This window comes from Arthrobacter sp. TE26545 (assembly GCF_056279005.1).
Window position 1 is genome coordinate 1,095,403 of sequence record NZ_JBWBQM010000001.1, and the last position, 17,522, is coordinate 1,112,924.

The 17,522-nt window shown below is 67.0% G+C and carries 16 protein-coding genes; 5 read left to right on the top strand and 11 right to left on the bottom strand.

Translation table 11 applies throughout. From position 1 onward, the window contains the following. The first annotated feature begins 5 nt into the window (after positions 1 to 5). Positions 6 to 1,313 carry a cysteine desulfurase gene (locus tag ACZ9CK_RS04865; RefSeq protein ID WP_476049393.1) on the top strand — a complete coding sequence of 436 codons (1,308 nt, stop codon included), beginning with the start codon at positions 6 to 8 and terminating at the stop codon, positions 1,311 to 1,313. Positions 1,314 to 1,320: 7 nt separating this feature from the next. Further along, positions 1,321 to 1,773, top strand: a complete 453-nt coding sequence (gene sufU, locus ACZ9CK_RS04870; protein ID WP_426302613.1) for a Fe-S cluster assembly sulfur transfer protein SufU — start codon at positions 1,321 to 1,323, stop codon at positions 1,771 to 1,773. Between the two features lie 16 nt (positions 1,774 to 1,789). Here the strand turns inward: sufU and ACZ9CK_RS04875 are convergent, their stop codons facing one another. From ACZ9CK_RS04875 to ACZ9CK_RS04890, 4 genes are all read right to left on the bottom strand, one after another. Continuing rightward, positions 1,790 to 3,103, bottom strand: coding sequence for a UDP-glucose dehydrogenase family protein (locus ACZ9CK_RS04875; RefSeq protein WP_476049394.1), 1,314 nt, complete (start codon positions 3,101 to 3,103; stop codon positions 1,790 to 1,792). 104 nt (positions 3,104 to 3,207) lie between these two features. Beyond that, positions 3,208 to 4,548 carry a Na+/H+ antiporter NhaA gene (gene nhaA, locus ACZ9CK_RS04880; protein WP_476049395.1) on the bottom strand — a complete coding sequence of 447 codons (1,341 nt, stop codon included), beginning with the start codon at positions 4,546 to 4,548 and terminating at the stop codon, positions 3,208 to 3,210. Between the two features lie 147 nt (positions 4,549 to 4,695). Then, positions 4,696 to 4,917 (bottom strand): SCO4848 family membrane protein, encoded by a 222-nt coding sequence (locus ACZ9CK_RS04885; protein ID WP_426302616.1) that lies wholly within the window; start codon positions 4,915 to 4,917, stop codon positions 4,696 to 4,698. A gap of 1 nt (position 4,918) precedes the next feature. After that, positions 4,919 to 5,416, bottom strand: coding sequence for a DUF2505 domain-containing protein (locus ACZ9CK_RS04890; RefSeq protein ID WP_426302617.1), 498 nt, complete (start codon positions 5,414 to 5,416; stop codon positions 4,919 to 4,921). Between the two features lie 210 nt (positions 5,417 to 5,626). Here ACZ9CK_RS04890 and mfd point away from each other — a divergent pair, with 210 nt between their 5' ends. Continuing rightward, positions 5,627 to 9,295 carry a transcription-repair coupling factor gene (gene mfd / locus ACZ9CK_RS04895; RefSeq protein WP_476049396.1) on the top strand — a complete coding sequence of 1,223 codons (3,669 nt, stop codon included), beginning with the start codon at positions 5,627 to 5,629 and terminating at the stop codon, positions 9,293 to 9,295. A gap of 4 nt (positions 9,296 to 9,299) precedes the next feature. Beyond that, entirely contained in the window at positions 9,300 to 10,106 is an 807-nt protein-coding gene (locus ACZ9CK_RS04900) for a metal-dependent hydrolase (RefSeq protein ID WP_476049397.1), read from the top strand. A gap of 10 nt (positions 10,107 to 10,116) precedes the next feature. On the opposite strand, the gene ACZ9CK_RS04905 is transcribed toward ACZ9CK_RS04900, so the two are convergent. From ACZ9CK_RS04905 to ACZ9CK_RS04935, 7 genes are all read right to left on the bottom strand, one after another. Next, complete coding sequence (locus ACZ9CK_RS04905) at positions 10,117 to 11,646, bottom strand: OmpL47-type beta-barrel domain-containing protein (RefSeq protein WP_476049398.1); 1,530 nt, start codon at positions 11,644 to 11,646, stop codon at positions 10,117 to 10,119. After that, positions 11,643 to 12,152 carry a hypothetical protein gene (locus ACZ9CK_RS04910; RefSeq protein ID WP_476049399.1) on the bottom strand — a complete coding sequence of 170 codons (510 nt, stop codon included), beginning with the start codon at positions 12,150 to 12,152 and terminating at the stop codon, positions 11,643 to 11,645. Before ACZ9CK_RS04910 ends, ACZ9CK_RS04905 begins: the two co-directional genes overlap by 4 nt. A gap of 1 nt (position 12,153) precedes the next feature. After that, positions 12,154 to 12,978, bottom strand: a complete 825-nt coding sequence (locus tag ACZ9CK_RS04915) for a COG1470 family protein (protein ID WP_476049400.1) — start codon at positions 12,976 to 12,978, stop codon at positions 12,154 to 12,156. Between the two features lie 80 nt (positions 12,979 to 13,058). Beyond that, the gene (locus tag ACZ9CK_RS04920; RefSeq protein ID WP_476049401.1) at positions 13,059 to 13,508 is read right to left on the bottom strand and encodes a hypothetical protein; all 450 of its coding nucleotides are present in this window, start codon (positions 13,506 to 13,508) and stop codon (positions 13,059 to 13,061) included. A gap of 556 nt (positions 13,509 to 14,064) precedes the next feature. Next, positions 14,065 to 14,292 carry a hypothetical protein gene (locus ACZ9CK_RS04925; RefSeq protein WP_426302628.1) on the bottom strand — a complete coding sequence of 76 codons (228 nt, stop codon included), beginning with the start codon at positions 14,290 to 14,292 and terminating at the stop codon, positions 14,065 to 14,067. Positions 14,293 to 14,345: 53 nt separating this feature from the next. Beyond that, positions 14,346 to 15,038, bottom strand: coding sequence for a deoxyribose-phosphate aldolase (gene deoC, locus ACZ9CK_RS04930; RefSeq protein ID WP_476049402.1), 693 nt, complete (start codon positions 15,036 to 15,038; stop codon positions 14,346 to 14,348). Between the two features lie 90 nt (positions 15,039 to 15,128). Beyond that, a complete protein-coding gene (locus ACZ9CK_RS04935; RefSeq protein WP_476049403.1) occupies positions 15,129 to 16,052 on the bottom strand; it encodes an FAD-dependent oxidoreductase in 924 nt (307 codons plus the stop codon). A 469-nt stretch (positions 16,053 to 16,521) separates the two neighbouring features. Between ACZ9CK_RS04935 and ACZ9CK_RS04940 the strand changes: the two genes are divergently transcribed. Beyond that, positions 16,522 to 17,484, top strand: a complete 963-nt coding sequence (locus ACZ9CK_RS04940) for an HNH endonuclease signature motif containing protein (protein ID WP_476049404.1) — start codon at positions 16,522 to 16,524, stop codon at positions 17,482 to 17,484. Positions 17,485 to 17,522 lie beyond the last annotated feature (38 nt).

The following is a 17,522-nucleotide window of genomic DNA, read 5'->3' on the forward strand; positions in this document are numbered from 1 at the left end:
ACGCCATGGTTGCCATCCCCACACATCTGCTTCATTCGGCAGCAACCCTCGACAACGACGAGGTACGGCGGATCCGCAATGATTTCCCGATCCTGCACCAGCAGGTCAACGGCAAGGACCTGGTCTACCTTGATTCCGGCGCCACCTCGCAGAACCCGCTGAGCGTCATCGAAGCCGAGCAGGAGTTCTACGAGCAGCGCAACTCTGCCGTGCACCGCGGGGCCCACTACCTTGCTGTGGAGGCCACCGAATCCTTCGAGGATGCACGCGAAACGGTGGCCGCGTTCATCGGTGCCGGGAGCGAAGAACTGGTCTGGACCTCCAACGCCACCGAGGGCCTGAACCTGCTCAGCTACTCCTTCCTCAATGCCTCCCTTCCCGGCGCCCCGGCAGAGTCCGCGCGCTTCGCCCTCGGGGAAGGGGACGAGATCGTGGTGACCGAGATGGAGCACCACGCCAACCTCATTCCGTGGCAGCAGCTCGCCATGCGAACGGGTGCCACCCTGCGCTACATCCCCGTGAACGACACCGGAGCCCTGGAGCTGGAGGAGGCCGTCCGGATCATCGGCCCCCGCACCCGGGTGCTCGCGTTCACCCATGCTTCCAACGTGCTGGGCACCATCAACCCGGTGGCCGAGCTGGTCGCCCTCGCCCGGGAGCACGGCGCCCTTGTCGTCCTGGATGCCTGCCAGTCCGCGCCGCACCTGCCCTTGGACGTCAAGGCCCTCGACGTTGACTTCGCCGTGCTTTCCGGCCACAAGATGCTCGCGCCAACCGGCATCGGGGCCCTTTACGGCAAGGCCGCGCACCTGAACGCCATGCCGCCGTTCCTCACAGGTGGTTCGATGATCACCACCGTCACCATGGAGAAGGCCGCGTTCCTCCCCGCGCCCCAGCGCTTCGAGGCCGGCACCCAGCGCATCTCCCAGGCCATCGCCCTGGCCTCGGCCGCGAACTACCTCAAGGAAACCGGCATCGCCCGGATCCACGAGTGGGAAACCGTCCTGGGCCAGCGCCTCGTCACCGGGCTCAGTGCCATTCCCGGCATCCGGGTGCTCGGCCCGGCTGCTGGCCAGGAGCGGATCGGCCTGGCCGCGTTCGACGTCGACGGCGTGCACGCCCACGACGTCGGACAGTACCTTGACGACCGCGGCATCGCCGTCCGCGTCGGCCACCACTGCGCGCAGCCGCTGCACCGCAGGCTTGGGCTGACTGCCACGACGCGGGCCAGCACCTACCTGTACAACACCACCGACGACGTCGACGCCCTCCTGGAGGCCGTGTCCGGCGTGCGTTCCTACTTCCGAGTTTGAGGAACCCATGAGTCTTGACGCCCTCTACCAGCAGATCATCCTGGACCATTCGAAGCTGCGCCACGGCGAGGGCCTGGCATCCGAAGAGCCGCCAGCCGGCGCCAGCTGCGGGGAATCACACCAGCTGAACCCCACCTGCGGGGATGAGATCACGGTGCGGCTCGCCGTCGTCGACGGCCGGGTCAGCCAGCTGCGCTGGGACGGCGACGGTTGTTCCATTTCCATGGCCTCGGCCTCGGTGCTCACCGACCTTGCCGAAGGCATCGAGCCGGAGGAACTCCGCAAACTGATCGAGGTGTTCCGCGGGATGTTGCGCTCCCGCGGCAAGATCGCAGCCGACCCGGAGGTCCTGGGCGACGCCGCCGCGTTCGAAGGTGTGGCCCGCTACGTGGCGAGGGTCAAGTGCGCCATGCTGTCCTGGGTGGCGGCGGAGGACGCGCTGGGGCAGGCGACGACCTAACGCCGCCTAAGACTGCTTAGGGCCGCCCCAGCCCCTTGTACGTCCAGCCGGCCGCGCGCCACTTGGCGGGGTCCAGGACGTTGCGGCCGTCGAGGATCCGCTTGTTGGACACCAAGGCAGCTGTTTCGTGCGGGTCCAGTTCGCGGTACTGCTTCCATTCGGTGAGCAGCAGCACGGCGTCGGCGCGATCCAGTGCGACCTCAAGGTCCGGCTCCAAGGGCAGCTCCGGGAAGCGCTTGGCGGCGTTGGCCAGTGCCTGCGGATCGGTCACGGTGACCACGGCTCCCTGGAGCTGAAGCTGGGCTGCGGCGCTCAGCGCGGGGGAGTCCCGGACGTCGTCGCTCTCCGGCTTGAAAGCCGCTCCCAGCACCGCGATCCGTTGCCCCATCAACGTTCCTCCACAGAGCTGGCGGGTCAGTTCCACCACCCGGGTGCGGCGGCGCATGTTGATCGCGTCCACCTCGCGCAGGAAAGTCAGGGCTTGGTCAGCGCCGAGCTCGCCCGCGCGGGCCATGAATGCGCGGATATCCTTTGGCAGGCAGCCGCCGCCGAAGCCGATCCCGGCGCTGAGGAACTTTGAGCCGATCCTGTCGTCCACGCCGATCGCCTCGGCCAGGCGCACCACGTCCGCGCCGGTGGCCTCGCAGACTTCGGCCATGGCGTTGATAAAGGAGATTTTGGTGGCGAGGAAGGAGTTTGCGGCCGTCTTGACGAGCTCGGCGGTGGCGTAGTCCATCACCATGCGCGGCGTCCCGGCGGACATCGGTTCGGCATACACCTCGTCCAGGAGCGCCACGGCTGGATCGTCCTCGGAACCGGTGTCCACGCCGTACACCAGCCGGTTCGGGCTCAGGGTGTCGCTGACGGCATGGCCTTCGCGCAGGAACTCCGGATTCCAGGCCAGCATCGCCCCGGGCTGGCCTTCGTGCACGATCTCCGCCAACCGGGCAGCCGTTCCCACCGGGACCGTCGACTTGCCGGCCACCAGCTCTCCCGGCCCCAGCTGCGCGGCCAGGGACTCGACGGCGGCATCCACGAAACGCAGGTCCGCGGCGTTCTCGCCACGCTTCTGGGGTGTGCCGACGCAGATGAAATGGACCTGTGAGCCGCGGGCTTCGGACATATCCGTGGTGAAACGCAGCCGCCCGGATTCTTCGAGTTCTTTCAGTAGCTCGTCCAGGACGGGTTCATAGAAGGGGGCATGGCCGTCCGAAAGTTCGGCGACCTTGGCGGGATCGGTCTCGATCCCCACCACCTCGTGCCCCAGCTTCGCCATGCATGCGGCATGGACGGCACCGAGGTAGCCGCAACCAATGACTGATATCCGCATGCAACCCCCATGGTCGACGCATCAATGAAGCCACAGTACGACTATCGGCGGCGGAGCGCACCGGGTGCGGCGCAATTACTTTCGGGCGACGCCCCGGCCCTCTCTCAAGCCCGGCCTTCCGGGGCGGCGAAAACGTCAGGGACGCCGTCGCCGTCGTCGTCGCGCTGTTCTTCCAGCTCCACCTTCCGGTAGTGCCGGTTGCGGACCCTGAGCACGACAGCGGCAAGCACCGCCGCACAGAGGGAACCCGCCAGGATGGCCACCTTGGCGTGGTCGTCGTGCGCGGAGGAGGGGCCGAAGCTGAGTTCGGCGATCAGCAGGGAGACCGTGAAACCGACACCGGCGAGCAGCGACAGGCCGGCCACGTCGATCCAGGCGAGGCTGCTGTCCAGGCGGGCACGGGTGGACTTGGTCAGGACGAAGGTGGTGCCGAAGATCCCGAGGGTCTTGCCCGCGACGAGGGCCACGACGATGCCCAGGGCCACGGGATCAGTGAAGGCGGCCCGCAACCCGGCGGCGCCGCCCAGGGCCACCCCGGCGGAGAAGAAGGCGAACACCGGGACGGCAAAGCCCGCAGAGAAGGGCCGGAGTCGGTGCTCGAAGCTCTCCGCCAGTCCGTGTTCGGGTTCGCCCTTCCTACCGGAGGAAAGGACCGGAACGGCGAAGCCGAGCAGCACGCCGGCCACCGTGGCGTGGATTCCCGAGGCATGGACGAATGCCCAGGTGGCCGCCGCCAGGGGGAGCAGCAGGTACCAGGATCGGATGCGCTTCTGGACCAGGAAGGTGAACGCGGCGAGCGGGAGCAGTGCGGCGAGCAGCATGAGCGGTTGGAGCCCGCTGGAATAGAAGAAGGCGATGATGCCGATCGCGATCAGGTCATCGACCACGGCGAGCGTCAGCAGGAAAGTGCGCAGCGCCGCCGGAAGGTGGGTGTTGATGACCGCCAGCACGGCCAGGGCGAAGGCGATGTCCGTGGCGGTGGGGATGGCCCAGCCCCTGAGGCTCTCGGCACCGGAGCCGAGGTTGAACAGGCCGAGGTTGAAAAGCACGTAGATGACGGCCGGGAGGGCCACGCCGCCCACGGCAGCGGCCACTGGGACCACGGCCTTCGCCGGATTGCGGAGTTCGCCGGAGACGAATTCGCGTTTGAGTTCGAGCCCGGCGATGAAGAAGAACACCGCCAGCAGGCCGTCGGACGCCCAATGGCCGATGCTCAGTTCGAGATGCCAAGGGGCGTAGCCGAGCTTGACGTCCCGGAGCGCGAAATAGCCGCTGGCCCACGGCGAGTTGGCCCACAGCAAGGCGGCCACGGTGGCGAAAAGCAGCAAGGCGCCGCCCACGGTTTCAGTCCGCAGGATCGCCAGGACCCGCTGGTATTCGGGGAAGCTGGCGCGGGCGAAGACTTTGCGTACGGGGGATTGCGGGGAAATCGGGTGCGGGCTCATACGGCTCCTTGCGGGACGGTCGGCAAAATCGTTGCCGACCAGACTTCCCGGCGCACCTTTGCCCATCCTACCCAACTGACTCGCAGTCGTTGTCGTTATGAGCGCTCAAAACGACAACAACTGCGAGTCAGTTGGGAGGGGGAAGCGTCAGCCGAGCAGGCCCGCGACGCCGATTGCCGCCGTCGCGAGCCCCAGCACCATGGAGATGCTCACCAGCACCACGTGCACGGTGAGGAACCTGGTGGGCTTGCCGGCGGCGTCCCGGGCACGAGGGTCCTTCATGACGCGCTTGAGGAACTGCGGCCACACCGCCAGGGACCAGACGCCGGCAATAACCAGCACCCAGCCGAGGATTGCGGGGAGGTGCATGCTAGTGGCTTTCGAGCCAGGCCTCGGCCTGCTGCGACTGGATGTTCAGGGCCTTGCCGACCATGGGCTCGGCAGCTTCGGCGATCTTGCCGCCCAGGAACGGAACGGAGGAGGTCACATTGCCTTCCAGTTCGATCCGGGTGTTGCCGCCTTCGGAAACCAGGCGCTGCGCGGCGGTGACGTCCAGGGGAGCTCCGGCAACCTTCAGGGCGATGGTGCTGGTGCGGGAACCGTCGGCGGCCGGGGCTGCCCACTGCTCGGTCTGGGTGACGGTGAGGCTCTCGCCGACGAACTTGCGGGCGATTTCCGGAAGGCGGGTGGTGGGCAGGGTGCGGACCGTGACGGTGCTGAACGCGCCTGAGGGGTCGCCTTCCACGTTGAAGGATTCGAGGGTGCCGCCAACGAGTTCGCTGGTGTGCTTGATGAATTCCTCGTTCACGAAGACAGCGGCGACGCGGTCAACGCTGTGCGGCAGGGTGGTGGATGCGGCCAGGGGCATGGGGGTCCTCCATGGTTTTTCTCGGTTGAGAGCTCTTGAGGCTCCCAAACATCCTACGGGGTGTCGCGGGCCACTCCGACGCGGCCCCCTCCCGGGACCCGGGCGGCTGCAGGAAGACTCCCTCGGCCGGAGGCGGGGTAGGCTGGAAGTCCCGGGCATTCACTCGAATTTCCGGGCATTTGTGTGGGATCCACCCTAGGAGTTTCAGCCATGAGCCTCAACGGCCTGCGCCGCGTCCTCGGCGAAGACGCCGGCTTCGCCAGGGTCCGCCCCGAAGCCGCGCGGGGATTTGCCGGGCGCAGCGAGGATTACCAGATCAGCGCCCCGGCCGGCCTGCGTGCCGCCCTGCTCGCCGAAATGGCGGACGGCCTGGCTGCGGAAGCTCCCGACGGCGGCGCCCCCGTCGTACTGGCCGTCACCGCCACCGGCCGCGAGGCCGAGGACCTGACGGCGGCGCTTGCCTGCTACCTTCCCGCCGATTCCGTGGCCGCGTTCCCGAGCTGGGAGACCCTGCCACATGAGCGGCTCTCGCCGCGTTCGGACACCGTCGGGCGCCGCCTGGCCGTGCTGCGCCGCCTGGCCCATCCCGAAATCGCCGCCCACACGGAAACGGCGGCCCCGCTGCGCGTGGTGGTGGCCCCGGTCCGTGCCGTGGTGCAGCCCGTGGTGGCCGGCCTCGGCGACCTTGTTCCCGTGACGGTGAAGGTCGGCCAGGAAGTCCCCTTCACTGAACTGGTGCGCAGCCTCTCCGACGCCGCCTACTCGCGTGTGGACATGGTCACGCACCGCGGCGAATTCGCCGTCCGCGGCGGCATCCTGGACGTCTTCCCGCCCACTGAAGACCACCCGGTACGCATCGAATTCTTCGGTGACGAAGTGGAGCAGATGCGCTGGTTCGCGGTCGCCGACCAGCGTTCGCTCACATCACTCTCCGGCACCATCCAGCACCCCACGGAGCTTTACGCCCCGCCCTGCCGCGAAATCCTCATCACCCCCTCGGTGATGTCCCGCGCCGCCACCCTGAAGCCGCAGATGCCCGCCGCTGCGGACATGCTGGAGAAAATTGCCGGGGGCATCGCCGTCGAGGGCATGGAGTCCCTGGCCCCGGTGCTGGTGGATGCCATGGTCCCGTTCGTGGAACAGCTTCCCGCCGGCTCGATCGCCGTCGTCATTGAACCGGAAAAGGTGCGCACCCGCGCACACGACCTCGCGGCCACCAACGAGGAATTCCTCGAGGCGGCCTGGTCCACGGCCTCCGACGGCGGTACCGCGCCGCTTGACCTCGCCGGGCAGGCGGCCACCGAGCTGCAGGCCGCCAGTTTCCGTTCGCTGACTGACACCCGCAGCGCCGCCCTGGCACACGAGGTGTCCTGGTGGTCCATCACCTCCCTCGCCACGGACGAGGACCTGGTACTGGACATCGACGTGCTGAACCTGCACGCCCGCGAACCCCGCGGCTACCAGGGCGACGTAGCGGAAATGCTCGATTTCATCGGCTCCCACGTCCGGGACCAGTGGCGGATCGTGGTAGCCACGGACGGTCCCGGACCGGCCCAGCGCCTGGCCGAGCTCTTCCACGACGCAAGCATTCCCTGCGCCCGGGTGGACACCTTGGCCGAGGAGCCGCAGCCGGGCATTATCGAGGTGACCACCGCGGCTGTCGGACGCGGCTTCGTCCTGGACGGGCTCAAACTCGGGCTGCTCACCGAAGCGGACCTGCTGGGGCGGGCCTCGGCCGCGTCCACGAAGGACATGCGCCGCATGCCCTCCAAGCGGCGCAACGCCGTCGACCCACTGCAGCTGCACGCCGGCGACTTCGTGGTCCACGAACAGCACGGCATCGGCAAGTTCGTCGAACTCATCCAGCGCAAAGTAGCGGGCTCCACTGGCGGCCCCGCAGGGGATTCCGGGCTGCGCGAATACCTGGTCCTCGAATACGCCTCCTCCAAGCGCGGCGCCCCCGGGGACCGGCTCTTCGTACCCACGGACCAGCTGGACCAGGTGACCCGGTACGTCGGCGGCGACACCCCGGTGCTCAGCAAGATGGGCGGCGCCGACTGGGCGAGCACCAAGTCCAAGGCCCGCAAGGCCGTCAAGGAAATCGCCGGTGAACTGATCCGCCTCTACTCGGCCCGCATGGCCTCCCGTGGGCACGCCTTCAGTCCCGACACCCCGTGGCAGCGCGAGCTCGAAGAAGCCTTCCCCTACGTGGAGACCCCCGACCAGCTGACCACCATCAACGAGGTCAAGGCGGACATGGAACGGGAGATCCCCATGGACCGCCTGGTGTCCGGCGATGTCGGCTACGGCAAGACCGAAATCGCCGTCCGTGCCGCCTTCAAGGCCGTCCAGGACGGCAAGCAGGTGGCCGTATTGGTGCCCACCACGCTGCTCGCCCAGCAGCACTACGAGACCTTCACCGAGCGCTTCTCCGGCTTCCCGCTACGGGTCAAGCCGCTGTCCCGTTTCCAAGGCTCCAAGGAAGCGAAGGAGACCGCCGAGGGCGTCAAGAGCGGCGCCGTGGACGTCGTGATCGGCACCCACCGCCTGCTGTCCAAGGATTTCGAATTCAAGGACCTCGGCCTGGTGATCGTGGACGAGGAACAGCGATTCGGCGTCGAACACAAGGAAGCGCTCAAGAAGATGCGCACCAACGTGGACGTGCTGGCCATGTCCGCCACGCCGATTCCGCGCACCCTGGAAATGTCCCTCACCGGGATCCGCGAAACCTCCACCCTGGCCACCCCACCGGAGGAACGCCACCCGGTGCTGACCTACGTGGGCCCGTACACCGACAAGCAGACGTCCGCTGCGATCCGGCGCGAACTGATGCGCGAAGGCCAGGTGTTCTTCGTGCACAACCGGGTGTCCTCGATCGAGCGGATGGCCGCGCAGATCCGCGAACTCGTCCCGGAAGCCAGAGTGGAGGTGGCGCACGGGCAGATGTCCGAAAGCCGGCTCGAGAAGATCATCGTGGACTTCTGGGAGAAGCGCTTCGACGTGCTGGTCTGCACCACCATCATCGAAACCGGGCTGGACATCTCCAACGCCAACACCCTGATCGTTGACGGCGCGGACAAGTACGGCCTCTCGCAGCTGCACCAGCTCCGCGGCCGCGTGGGCCGTGGCCGGGAGCGCGCCTACGCCTACTTCCTGTACCCGTCCGAGAAGCCCCTGGGCGAGGTGGCGCTGGAACGGCTCAAAGCCGTGGCCGCCCACAACGAGCTGGGCGCGGGCATGCAGCTGGCCATGAAGGACCTGGAGATCCGCGGGGCCGGCAACCTGCTGGGCGGCGAACAGTCCGGCCACATCCAGGGCGTCGGCTTCGACCTGTACATCCGACTGGTGGGCGAGGCCGTGGCTGAATACCGCGGCGAGGCCGAAGAGAAGGCCGCCGACATGAAGATCGAGCTGCCGGTCAACGCCCACCTCCCGCACGACTACGTGCCCGGAGAGCGCCTGCGACTGGAGGCCTACCGCAAGTTGGCGGCCGCCGTCACGAACGAGGCCATCGACGAGGTCCTCGCCGAACTCGTGGACCGCTACGGCGAGCCGCCTCTGCCGGTGCAGAACCTGATCGCCGTGGCGCGCTTCAGGGTCACGGCCCGCGAAAGCGGGCTGTCCGACGTCGCGCTCCAAGGCAACTTCATCCGCTTCTCCCCGGCGAACCTGCCCGAGTCCAAGGTGATGCGCCTGAACCGCATGTACCCGGGTTCCCAGGTGAAGCCCGCGCTGGACTCCGTGCTGATCCCCAAGCCCAAGACCGCGAAGATCGGCGGCCGGGACCTGCAGGACGCCGAGATCCTGAACTGGGCCAACACGGTCATCACCGCCCTCTTCACCGACGCGCCGGCGTCTGCTTCCACGAGCGCAGGCTGATCGCATGATGGGAGGACATCACGCCGCGTCGGGAGCCGCGGCGTGGATCGCTATTGCCTCGACCGGCCCGTACGCCCTGGGCTGGTACCCGCTGGATTCCACCGGGATCCTGATCGGGGCGCTCACGACGGCGGGAACCGCCTTGGTGTGCGACTGGGACCACCGCTCAAGCACCATCGCGCACTCGCTGCCGCCGCTGTCGCGGCTGATCGCCGTCGGGATCGAAAAAGCCAGCGGCGGGCACCGTCAAGGGACGCACTCGCTGCTGGGCGCCGCCGCGTTCGTGCTGCTCGCGGCGATGGCGGCACAGTTCCAGCTCGACACCCCGGTGGGCCGGCTCTCCGTGGGTGCCGGGCTGCTGTGCATGTTCATGATCAACCTCGCGGCCAAGGCACTGAAGCTCTTCCCGGAGCACGGCTGGCTGGCCAACTGGGTGTTCGCGCTGGCCGCGGCCGGGCTTGTCACCTGGTTCGCCCCGCAGCAATGGGCCTGGCTGCCGCTGTCAATGCTGACCGGCGTCGTGGTGCACATCGTGGGGGACATGATCACCACCGGGGGAGTGCCGCTGCTGTGGCCGATCGTGATCAAGCCGCCGAAGTTCTGGCGCAAGCTGCCGCTGGTGAGCGGGATCTGGAAGGCCAACGGGGCGCTGTCGGTTCCCCTGCTGGGCAAGGCCGGCTCGCGCCGCGAATGGCTGCTCCTCATCCCGGTGAGCGGTTACGCCATGGTGGGGATCTGTGCAGCGGCCTGGACATTGCTCCGAAACCAGTGGCCAGCGGTCCAGGCCCTCTTGCTGGGCCTGGCCCGCTGACGGTGGTTTCCTAGAACCCGGACAGCGTACCCGCCGTGAACGTACCGGTCATGGGGTTGCCGGCAATGTCAGCGACACCGGGCGCCGGGGTGTAGACCGGGGCGACAAGGGTGGAATCGTCTCCACGGGTGCCACCGGTGCCACCGTCATTGAGCGTGATGACCAGGGTCCCCGTTGCCTTCGTCCAGGAAAGCGAAGCGGCGTAGCTTCGCGCCTGGCTTGCGTGGGTGTTGTAGTTCGCGAGCAACTTCACGCTTCCGATGGCCGACGTGGTGCAGCTTCCGCTGGTGAACGTCAGGGTGTCATCTGCGCTGATGCTTGCCGTTCCCGTGGCCGATTGCGTGCCTGCACTGTTGCTCCAGCCGTTGCAGAGTGTGCCGGCTGCGGTGTCCGTGGAGTAGACCATGGTCAGGGTGTCTCCGCTGCTGGCGCGGCCTTGTTGGCCGGTTCCTCCGCTGTTCGCCAGGGTGATGGAGCTGACGGTGGGTGCGGCTACGTCCTTGGTGGACGTTGCGGTGCCCGGCTGGCCGGTGTTCCCTGCCGCGTCCCTGGCGACCGCACTGTAGCTCAGGAGTCCGTCAGTAGTCAGGGAGGTCAGGTTCAGCCCGGTGGTGCTCCAGTTGCCGGATCCGTTGGCACTGACGGTCTGGGTGACCGTGTGAGCCCCGGGATCGGTGACGGTGAGGACCACGGAGGCCCCTGCTTCTGCAGTGCCGGTGACTGGAACGTTGGCCACGTTGGCGATGTTGACGTACGCAGGTGCGGAGATCGTGGGGATGCCGGGGGCAACGGTGTCGATGCGGATGGTCTGCGTTTGCGGTGTGCCCGAGTTGCCGGCGGCATCCGTGGCGAAGAAGGACACTGTGTGCGTGCCGTTGCCACTAACATTCACCGCCGCCGTGGTTGCGTTGACAACCACCGTGCTGCCGCCGTCCACCGTGTACTTAATGGCCGCGACCCCGGTACCGCCCGGGTTGTCCACCGCGCCCAGGTTGACGGTCACAGGCGTGGAGTTGTTGAACCCCGCCCCGTTCGGTGCCGGGGAAACCGAGGTCACTGAGACCGTCGGTGCCGTGACGTCGACGGTGACGCCAGTGCTCCGGGTGCTCTCTGCGCCCGTCCACAACGCGATGACCGGGGTGGCGGTGTAGTACCAGGTGCCGTCGGGCACGTTTTGCTCGGTGCAGGCCAGGCCGCTGACCGTCCCGGCGCAGCCTCCGCCGGCCGCAATCTTGCTGCCACCCGACGCGGAGGCGTAGCGGGCAATCGTGTAGCCCGCCACGGCGTGCGCGCCCGGCGTCGTCACGGCTGCCCAGCTGACGCTGACGTTTGCGCCGGCCGGGGAGGCTGCCGGCGTACTGCCTTGCGGCAGGCTGTCTGCCTTGGCCGCCGCGAAGTTGCTGCTGTTCACTGTCTGCCAGAAGGCGTTGGCCGCCGGGGCGCCCCAGGTGATGAACAGGATGGCCGAGACCGTCCACACGATGCGGCGCCGCAGCGTCAGGCCTTTTCCACTGCTTGCGCGGTGCATGGGCTTGTTCATTTCCGGACCGCCATCGTCACTGGAAGCTGGAATGCGGAGCCTTGGCACGCAGATTGCGAGGCTGCGGACATTGAGGCGGCTCCTGGGAGGGTGATCAGGACCGAGGAATTCGCCGGCACCACAACCGCGGGGCTCAACGGAGCGGCCGGCGCGTTGAAGGTGACGCCGGTGTTGGTGCACAAGGTGTGGGAGGCATCCGCCGAAGCCGGCCCGTTGCCCGTGACGCTGTACACCTGCACCGGGAAGCCGTTCGGGTTGGTGGCCCGCAGGATCACGTCCGCCGAGCCTCCGGGGACAAGGGAGGTTGCCGTCGAATCACCGCTGACGAAGGCATCCACGAGCACTGTTTGCATGGTGCCGTTCGCCGCGGAACCGTTTCCGATCCCAATGGTGGACCAGTAGGCGTAGGCAGTCCCAACCCCCAGCACCATGAGGAACACGGCCGACGTGGCCGCTGCCTTCGCTGCGAGAAGGGGGCCGGTCTTCAACCATCGGGTCGGCTTCATGTCAGTTACCCTGTCCGGTTCCGGAATATGCGAGCTGGATGGTTGCGCCTTTGCAGCCGTCCTGGTTGATCGAGGTGTTCAGCATCCTGATCCGCGGCCACTTTGACTGGAGGATGCCGTTTCCCGAGAGCGATGAGGTGCCCGGAACCGCGGTGAACGGATAGCTGCCGCTGAACTGGGTCAGCTCATAGTCCGCCGACGTGCACGGCAGGTTCTTGGCTATGGCCTGGGGTGTGCGGGTTATGCCGGCGATGGACACCGTCAGGCTGGTGACAGCCAGGCTCGCATTGTTCGGGTTGTTCAGCTGCAGATCGATTGGAGTGGAAGATCCGGGGACCAGGGGCGTGGCCGGGCTGCCGGAGACCGTGAAGGCGCGCTTCCCGGCAGCAACCGTCAGTTGAACGGTGACGACGACGGACTGGATAGTTCCGCCGGTTCCCTTGAGACTGAGGTTGTAAGTACCCTCGGGGGTGCCGGGTGTGGTGGTCACCGTCAGGCTCGCGGAAGAGGTGCCCGAGCCGAGGTTGAGGGTCGCGGGAGAGAACACCGACGATGTGTTGCCCGGCAGGCCACTGACGGAAAGCGAAACACTTCCCGTGTAGCCGTCCGGCGACTTGACCGAAACGTTGTAGCTGGCCGATTCGCCCGGCTGGATGGTCCGTGAGCCCGGGCTCGACGTAATGGTGATGCTCTTGGTCCCGCCGCCGTTTCCGGCGAAAAGCGAACTGGCAGACACCAGCATGACGAGCACGACGGCGAGCAACGCGCCAATGGCCGAACCGGCGCCATGCCGCGCTTGGCGGAACACTCCCAGATTGTTCTGCACCCTCGTGCCTTCCTCGTCGGCGGTGATGGATCCCTGTCATTGGGGTGATGGACCGTCCCTGGCCCATCACCCCAAGTCGACTAGATGCTGGAAACGTGGATCGTCACAGTGGCGCCCTTGCAGGCGTCCTGGTTGGCAGCGTCGTTGGCGAACGACAAGGTGCCTGTCCCGACAGTGGTGTTCGTGGAATTGTGCAGCACAGTCGCATTGCCGGTGTTGGCCGTTGCGCTGAACCACGCGGGCAGGCAGTTGACGTCGCTGGTGGTGATGGATTCGACGGTCAGCGCCCCCACCTTGGTGTCCGTCGTGGGGCTCGCGTTGTCGGCGGTGTAGGTCACTGCCACCGAATCGCCCGGGGCCAGGCCCGGAGCGAAGTTTGCGTGAAGGGTGACGGTGCCGCCGCCTGCCGAGTTCACTGCCTGACCGGAGCCACTACCGGTGGTTGTCCAGTAGGCATAGGCCGCCCCTCCGCCAGCGGTTACGAGGGCAACTGCGGCCGCCGTGGCGAAGATTTTCCCTTTTGCTGTCATTTTGCGCATTTTGAGACTCCCTGAATTGTTGTTTTCCGAAACCGGCACAAGGGGTCCGCAGAATGGCAAAACTGTTCTGTAATGCGTTTCTGTATTGACTGCCCAGCCAGTCGATGAACTTATGTTGGCATGGCCTCAAAATGCCAGCAATGCGTTGCTGTACTCGACTTTTTCCGCGTCAAATGTTGATTTCCGGACCCGTGTACTCAGTTAGGTGGGCCTAATGTCGGTACGGCTCGGTCCGGTCGACGGCGGCCAAGACGAGCGCGGGAGCCGGATTCGGTGCGACATCAGGGGTTCGGCGGTCCCGTCCAGTGCGGTTCGCGGCGAAAACGGGAACAAGTAATCGCCAGGTTCATTGCTGGATACCCGCTTCCGAAGGACAGGAAATCCTTCGGGATCAGCTAACGGGGTGACGCGGCCAAGCATGGAAAATGACGCGGCCTAGGAAAATGATGCGGAGCCGGAAATGAGGAACTGTTCGCGGACAATCGGAATATCAGGTTAAACAAGATGGCCCGGGCAACTGCCCGGGCCATCTTTTCTTGCTAAATCTTTAGTTTTCGCCGGCCGAGTCGGAGCGGCCCAGGATGGTCTGCGGAATCCAGAAGGCCAGGGCGAACAGGCCGAGGCAGACGGCCATCGGCCACGGGTTGTCCAGGGTCAGGAAGGACAGCGAGTAGATGGCGCCGAGGAACATCACGATGATGACCAGGAACAGCACCAGGCTCTGGGCCAGGTTGTTCTCTTTTTCAATCGGCTTGCTGCCAGCGTGCTGGGACATTCTTTCCTCCTCGGCCCCGCGGGGCTCAAATTCCATGGCGGCTGCCGGGCCGGTCAGTAAGCGGATGAACCCTGTTCACCCTTGACGATGGCAATTCCGGAGCTCGCGCCAATACGTGTTGCACCAGCAGCAATCATAGCCTGTGCGTCGGCCAGGGAACGCACCCCGCCCGAGGCCTTGACGCCGATATCCGGGCCCACGGTCTTGCGCATCAGGGCCACGTCCTCCACCGTGGCACCGCCGCCGTTGAAGCCGGTGGAGGTTTTGACGAAGTCGGCCCCGGCTTCCACCGCGGCCTCACAGGCCAGCACCTTTTGTGCGTCGCTCAGCAGCGCCGTCTCGATGATGACCTTCAGGATTGCCTCGCCGGCGTGCACGGCCTCCGCAACGGCGGTGATGTCATCCACCAGCGCGCCCTTGTCGTCGGCCCGGGCCGCCGCGATGTCGATCACCATGTCGATTTCCTCCGCGCCGTCCAGCACCGCGCCGCGGGCTTCGAACGCCTTGACGTCGCTGGGCGTGGCGCCCAGCGGGAAGCCCACCACTGCACAGGTCAGCACGCCGGAACCCCTGAGGGCCTTGGAAACCGTCTTGACCCAGATCGGGTTCACGCAGACCGATTTGAAGCCGTATTCCACGGCTTCGGCACAGACCTTGCGGACTTCGGCCTCGCTCGCCTCGGGTTTGAGGAGGGTGTGGTCGATGTAGGAGGCAATGCTTGCTGCGGTAGCGGCGTCGTTGCTCATGGCAGTCCTTCCGTGGCGGGCCGGGTGGCCGCTTGGTGGCTCGTCAAAGCACCATCTTGCCACAGCATCCCGGGCCCGCCGGCGGGGGTGTCAGGCCGCCTCCGTGACCCGCATTCCGGACGGTGCCGGCCGTCCCGCATCCGCGGCTAAATACGCGGGTTCTGCTGATTGCGAGGCCTCTGCCAGATGTCCGGCGCAGCGGGCGGCCGCTTCCTTGGCGGAGAGGAGCAGCCCCAGCCGCAGGCCGTCGCGGGCCGCGGCGTCGCCGATCGCCCGGATGCCCGGCACGGAAGTTTCGAATCCGTCGCCCACCAGGATGCCGCCGTCGGGAGTTGTCTTCAAACCGGCGCTTTCGGCGAGGCTCGTCCGCGGCGACCGTTCCTCTGCCAGGACCACGAGGTCGCCGTTCATGATGCTTCCGTCGTCGAAGACGATCCCGGCGGCAGCCCTGCCGGAGACAGGGGAGGAGACGACGGCGGCCGGGCGCAACGTAGTGCGGACCGGACGGACGCCGCACGCCCGCAGGACCGCCTCGGCCTGGCCCGCGGACGGTCCCGTGCCTACCAGGATGCCCAGCGGCCGGCGGCCGAGGGCAGCGGCGATCTCCTTGACGTCGGCGCCGAGGCGTTCGGCGTCGTCGATCGTGGAGTAGGCAAGGGCGTGTTCGGCGCCGTGGACCGGGGGCAGGACGGGTGCCGAGCCGGTGGCGATGACCAGTTGGTCGTAGGAGAACTCAAGGCCCTCCGTGGTGGTCACCTTCCGGTTCGCTGCGTCGATGAAGCTGGCAGCTTGGCCGAAACGCACGGAGACCTTGGAGTGCGCGGCGGCCTCCATCAGCCCTTCGGGGCACTCGTCGCGGTTGCTCAGCACGGTGATCCGTCCAGCGAACGGCGGGGCCGGATATCCCAGGCTGCTTTGCCGCACGGGGCTTTCCATCCCCGTAAGGTGGCGGAGGAGCGCTTGGGCGGCGGGCCCGGCTCCTGCGATGACGAGGTGGGTTGAGGTTTCCGGCATGGCGGGTCCTTTCGCTTCGTGGGCGGCGTCCAAGCGGCGTTTCGCGGTTGTCTTCAGCCTAGGAGCCCGCCTTTTCGAGGGTGTTTCCCGGGCGTTGCAGTTTTTCGTGGTCCCGTTCCCTGGCCGTTACTGCTCGGTAATGAGGTGGGTCACACGTCGGTGTTGGTGGACAGGCTGGCTGGATGAAATGGTTCAGCGGCTCACTGCGCAGAAAGCCCGGCAACGAGGCCGGGAATTCCGGCTCTCAAATACCTCGATGCCGCAACACCTCATTCATTTGACCGCCGGCGGGCTTATATTGTCGTACCTCCCTGCTTGGATTAGGTCATGGAGAACACCATCACTTCCGGGGCGGCTTTGACCCGGACGGCGCAGGAGGGGAAGGAAGCCTTCCCTGTCGAGGTGCTGGCCGGTGTGGTGTCTTCGCTGGAGTCCGTCTAGGCGGCGCTGGCGCGTTTGCAGTCTGTCCGTGGCGGTCCGGGAGGCCGAGAAAGCCCGGCCCGAACCCCTGGGCACCAGGCACGAGCGGGCCCGGGAGGAACGCCGGGTCTGGGTGAACCCCTTGCCGGACGGCATGGCCGAACTCGGAGCGATCCTGCCCGCCGTGGTGGCGTACGGAATCCACGACCGGCTCACCCAGATGGCTCACGCCTACACGGACGCGCACAACCAGGAGGGTGCGAGCGCCTGCGGCGGCACGGGCGCTCGTGCGGGCACCCAGCCTGACACCGTAGCTCGGCGCCGCCGCTCGACCGATCAGCTCCGTGCGGACCTGTTCACGGACGTGCTGCTGCGCGGCGTACCGAGCGGGCACGACACCCCCGAGGGGGTCCTCGCCGCGATCACGGCCCGGGTCGATGTCACCGTGCCGGCGCACACCCCAGTTGACGAGGCCCCGGGCAGCGCCGGTTCGGATAGCAGCGACACGCCCGCGACAGGACTGACTTCCCGGATTGCTGCCGAGCTGAACGGGCGCCACCCGATCGATCCGGACACCGCGAGGCTCCTGGCCGGAGCGGCAACCGGCTGGAACCGGGTCTTCACCGACCCGGTAAACGGCTCCGTGCTCGCGGTGGACCGGTACCGGCCCGGCGAAGACCTACGCCGTTTGCTCAGGGCCCGCGATTCACGCTGCCGCTTCCCCGGATGCGGCATCAAGGCCCGCGAACTGGACCTGGACCACACCCACGATGCCGCCGACGGCGGCCCCACGGCCGCCGGCAACCTCGCCGGCCTCTGCAGGCGCCACCACCTGCTCAAACACCATTCGCAATGGACGGTCCGGCAGGCCGGGGGCGGGGTCTTGAAATGGACCAGTCCCACAGGCCGCAGCTACACCGACCAACCCCCGATACCTGCCATAAACACAGCACCCGCCGGCCACCGAACCACAGCCACGCTGCCCAGCGAACCCGACCCGCCACCCTTCTGACCCCAAGCGAGACAAGCGGGGAACGTCTGTGAACCTGT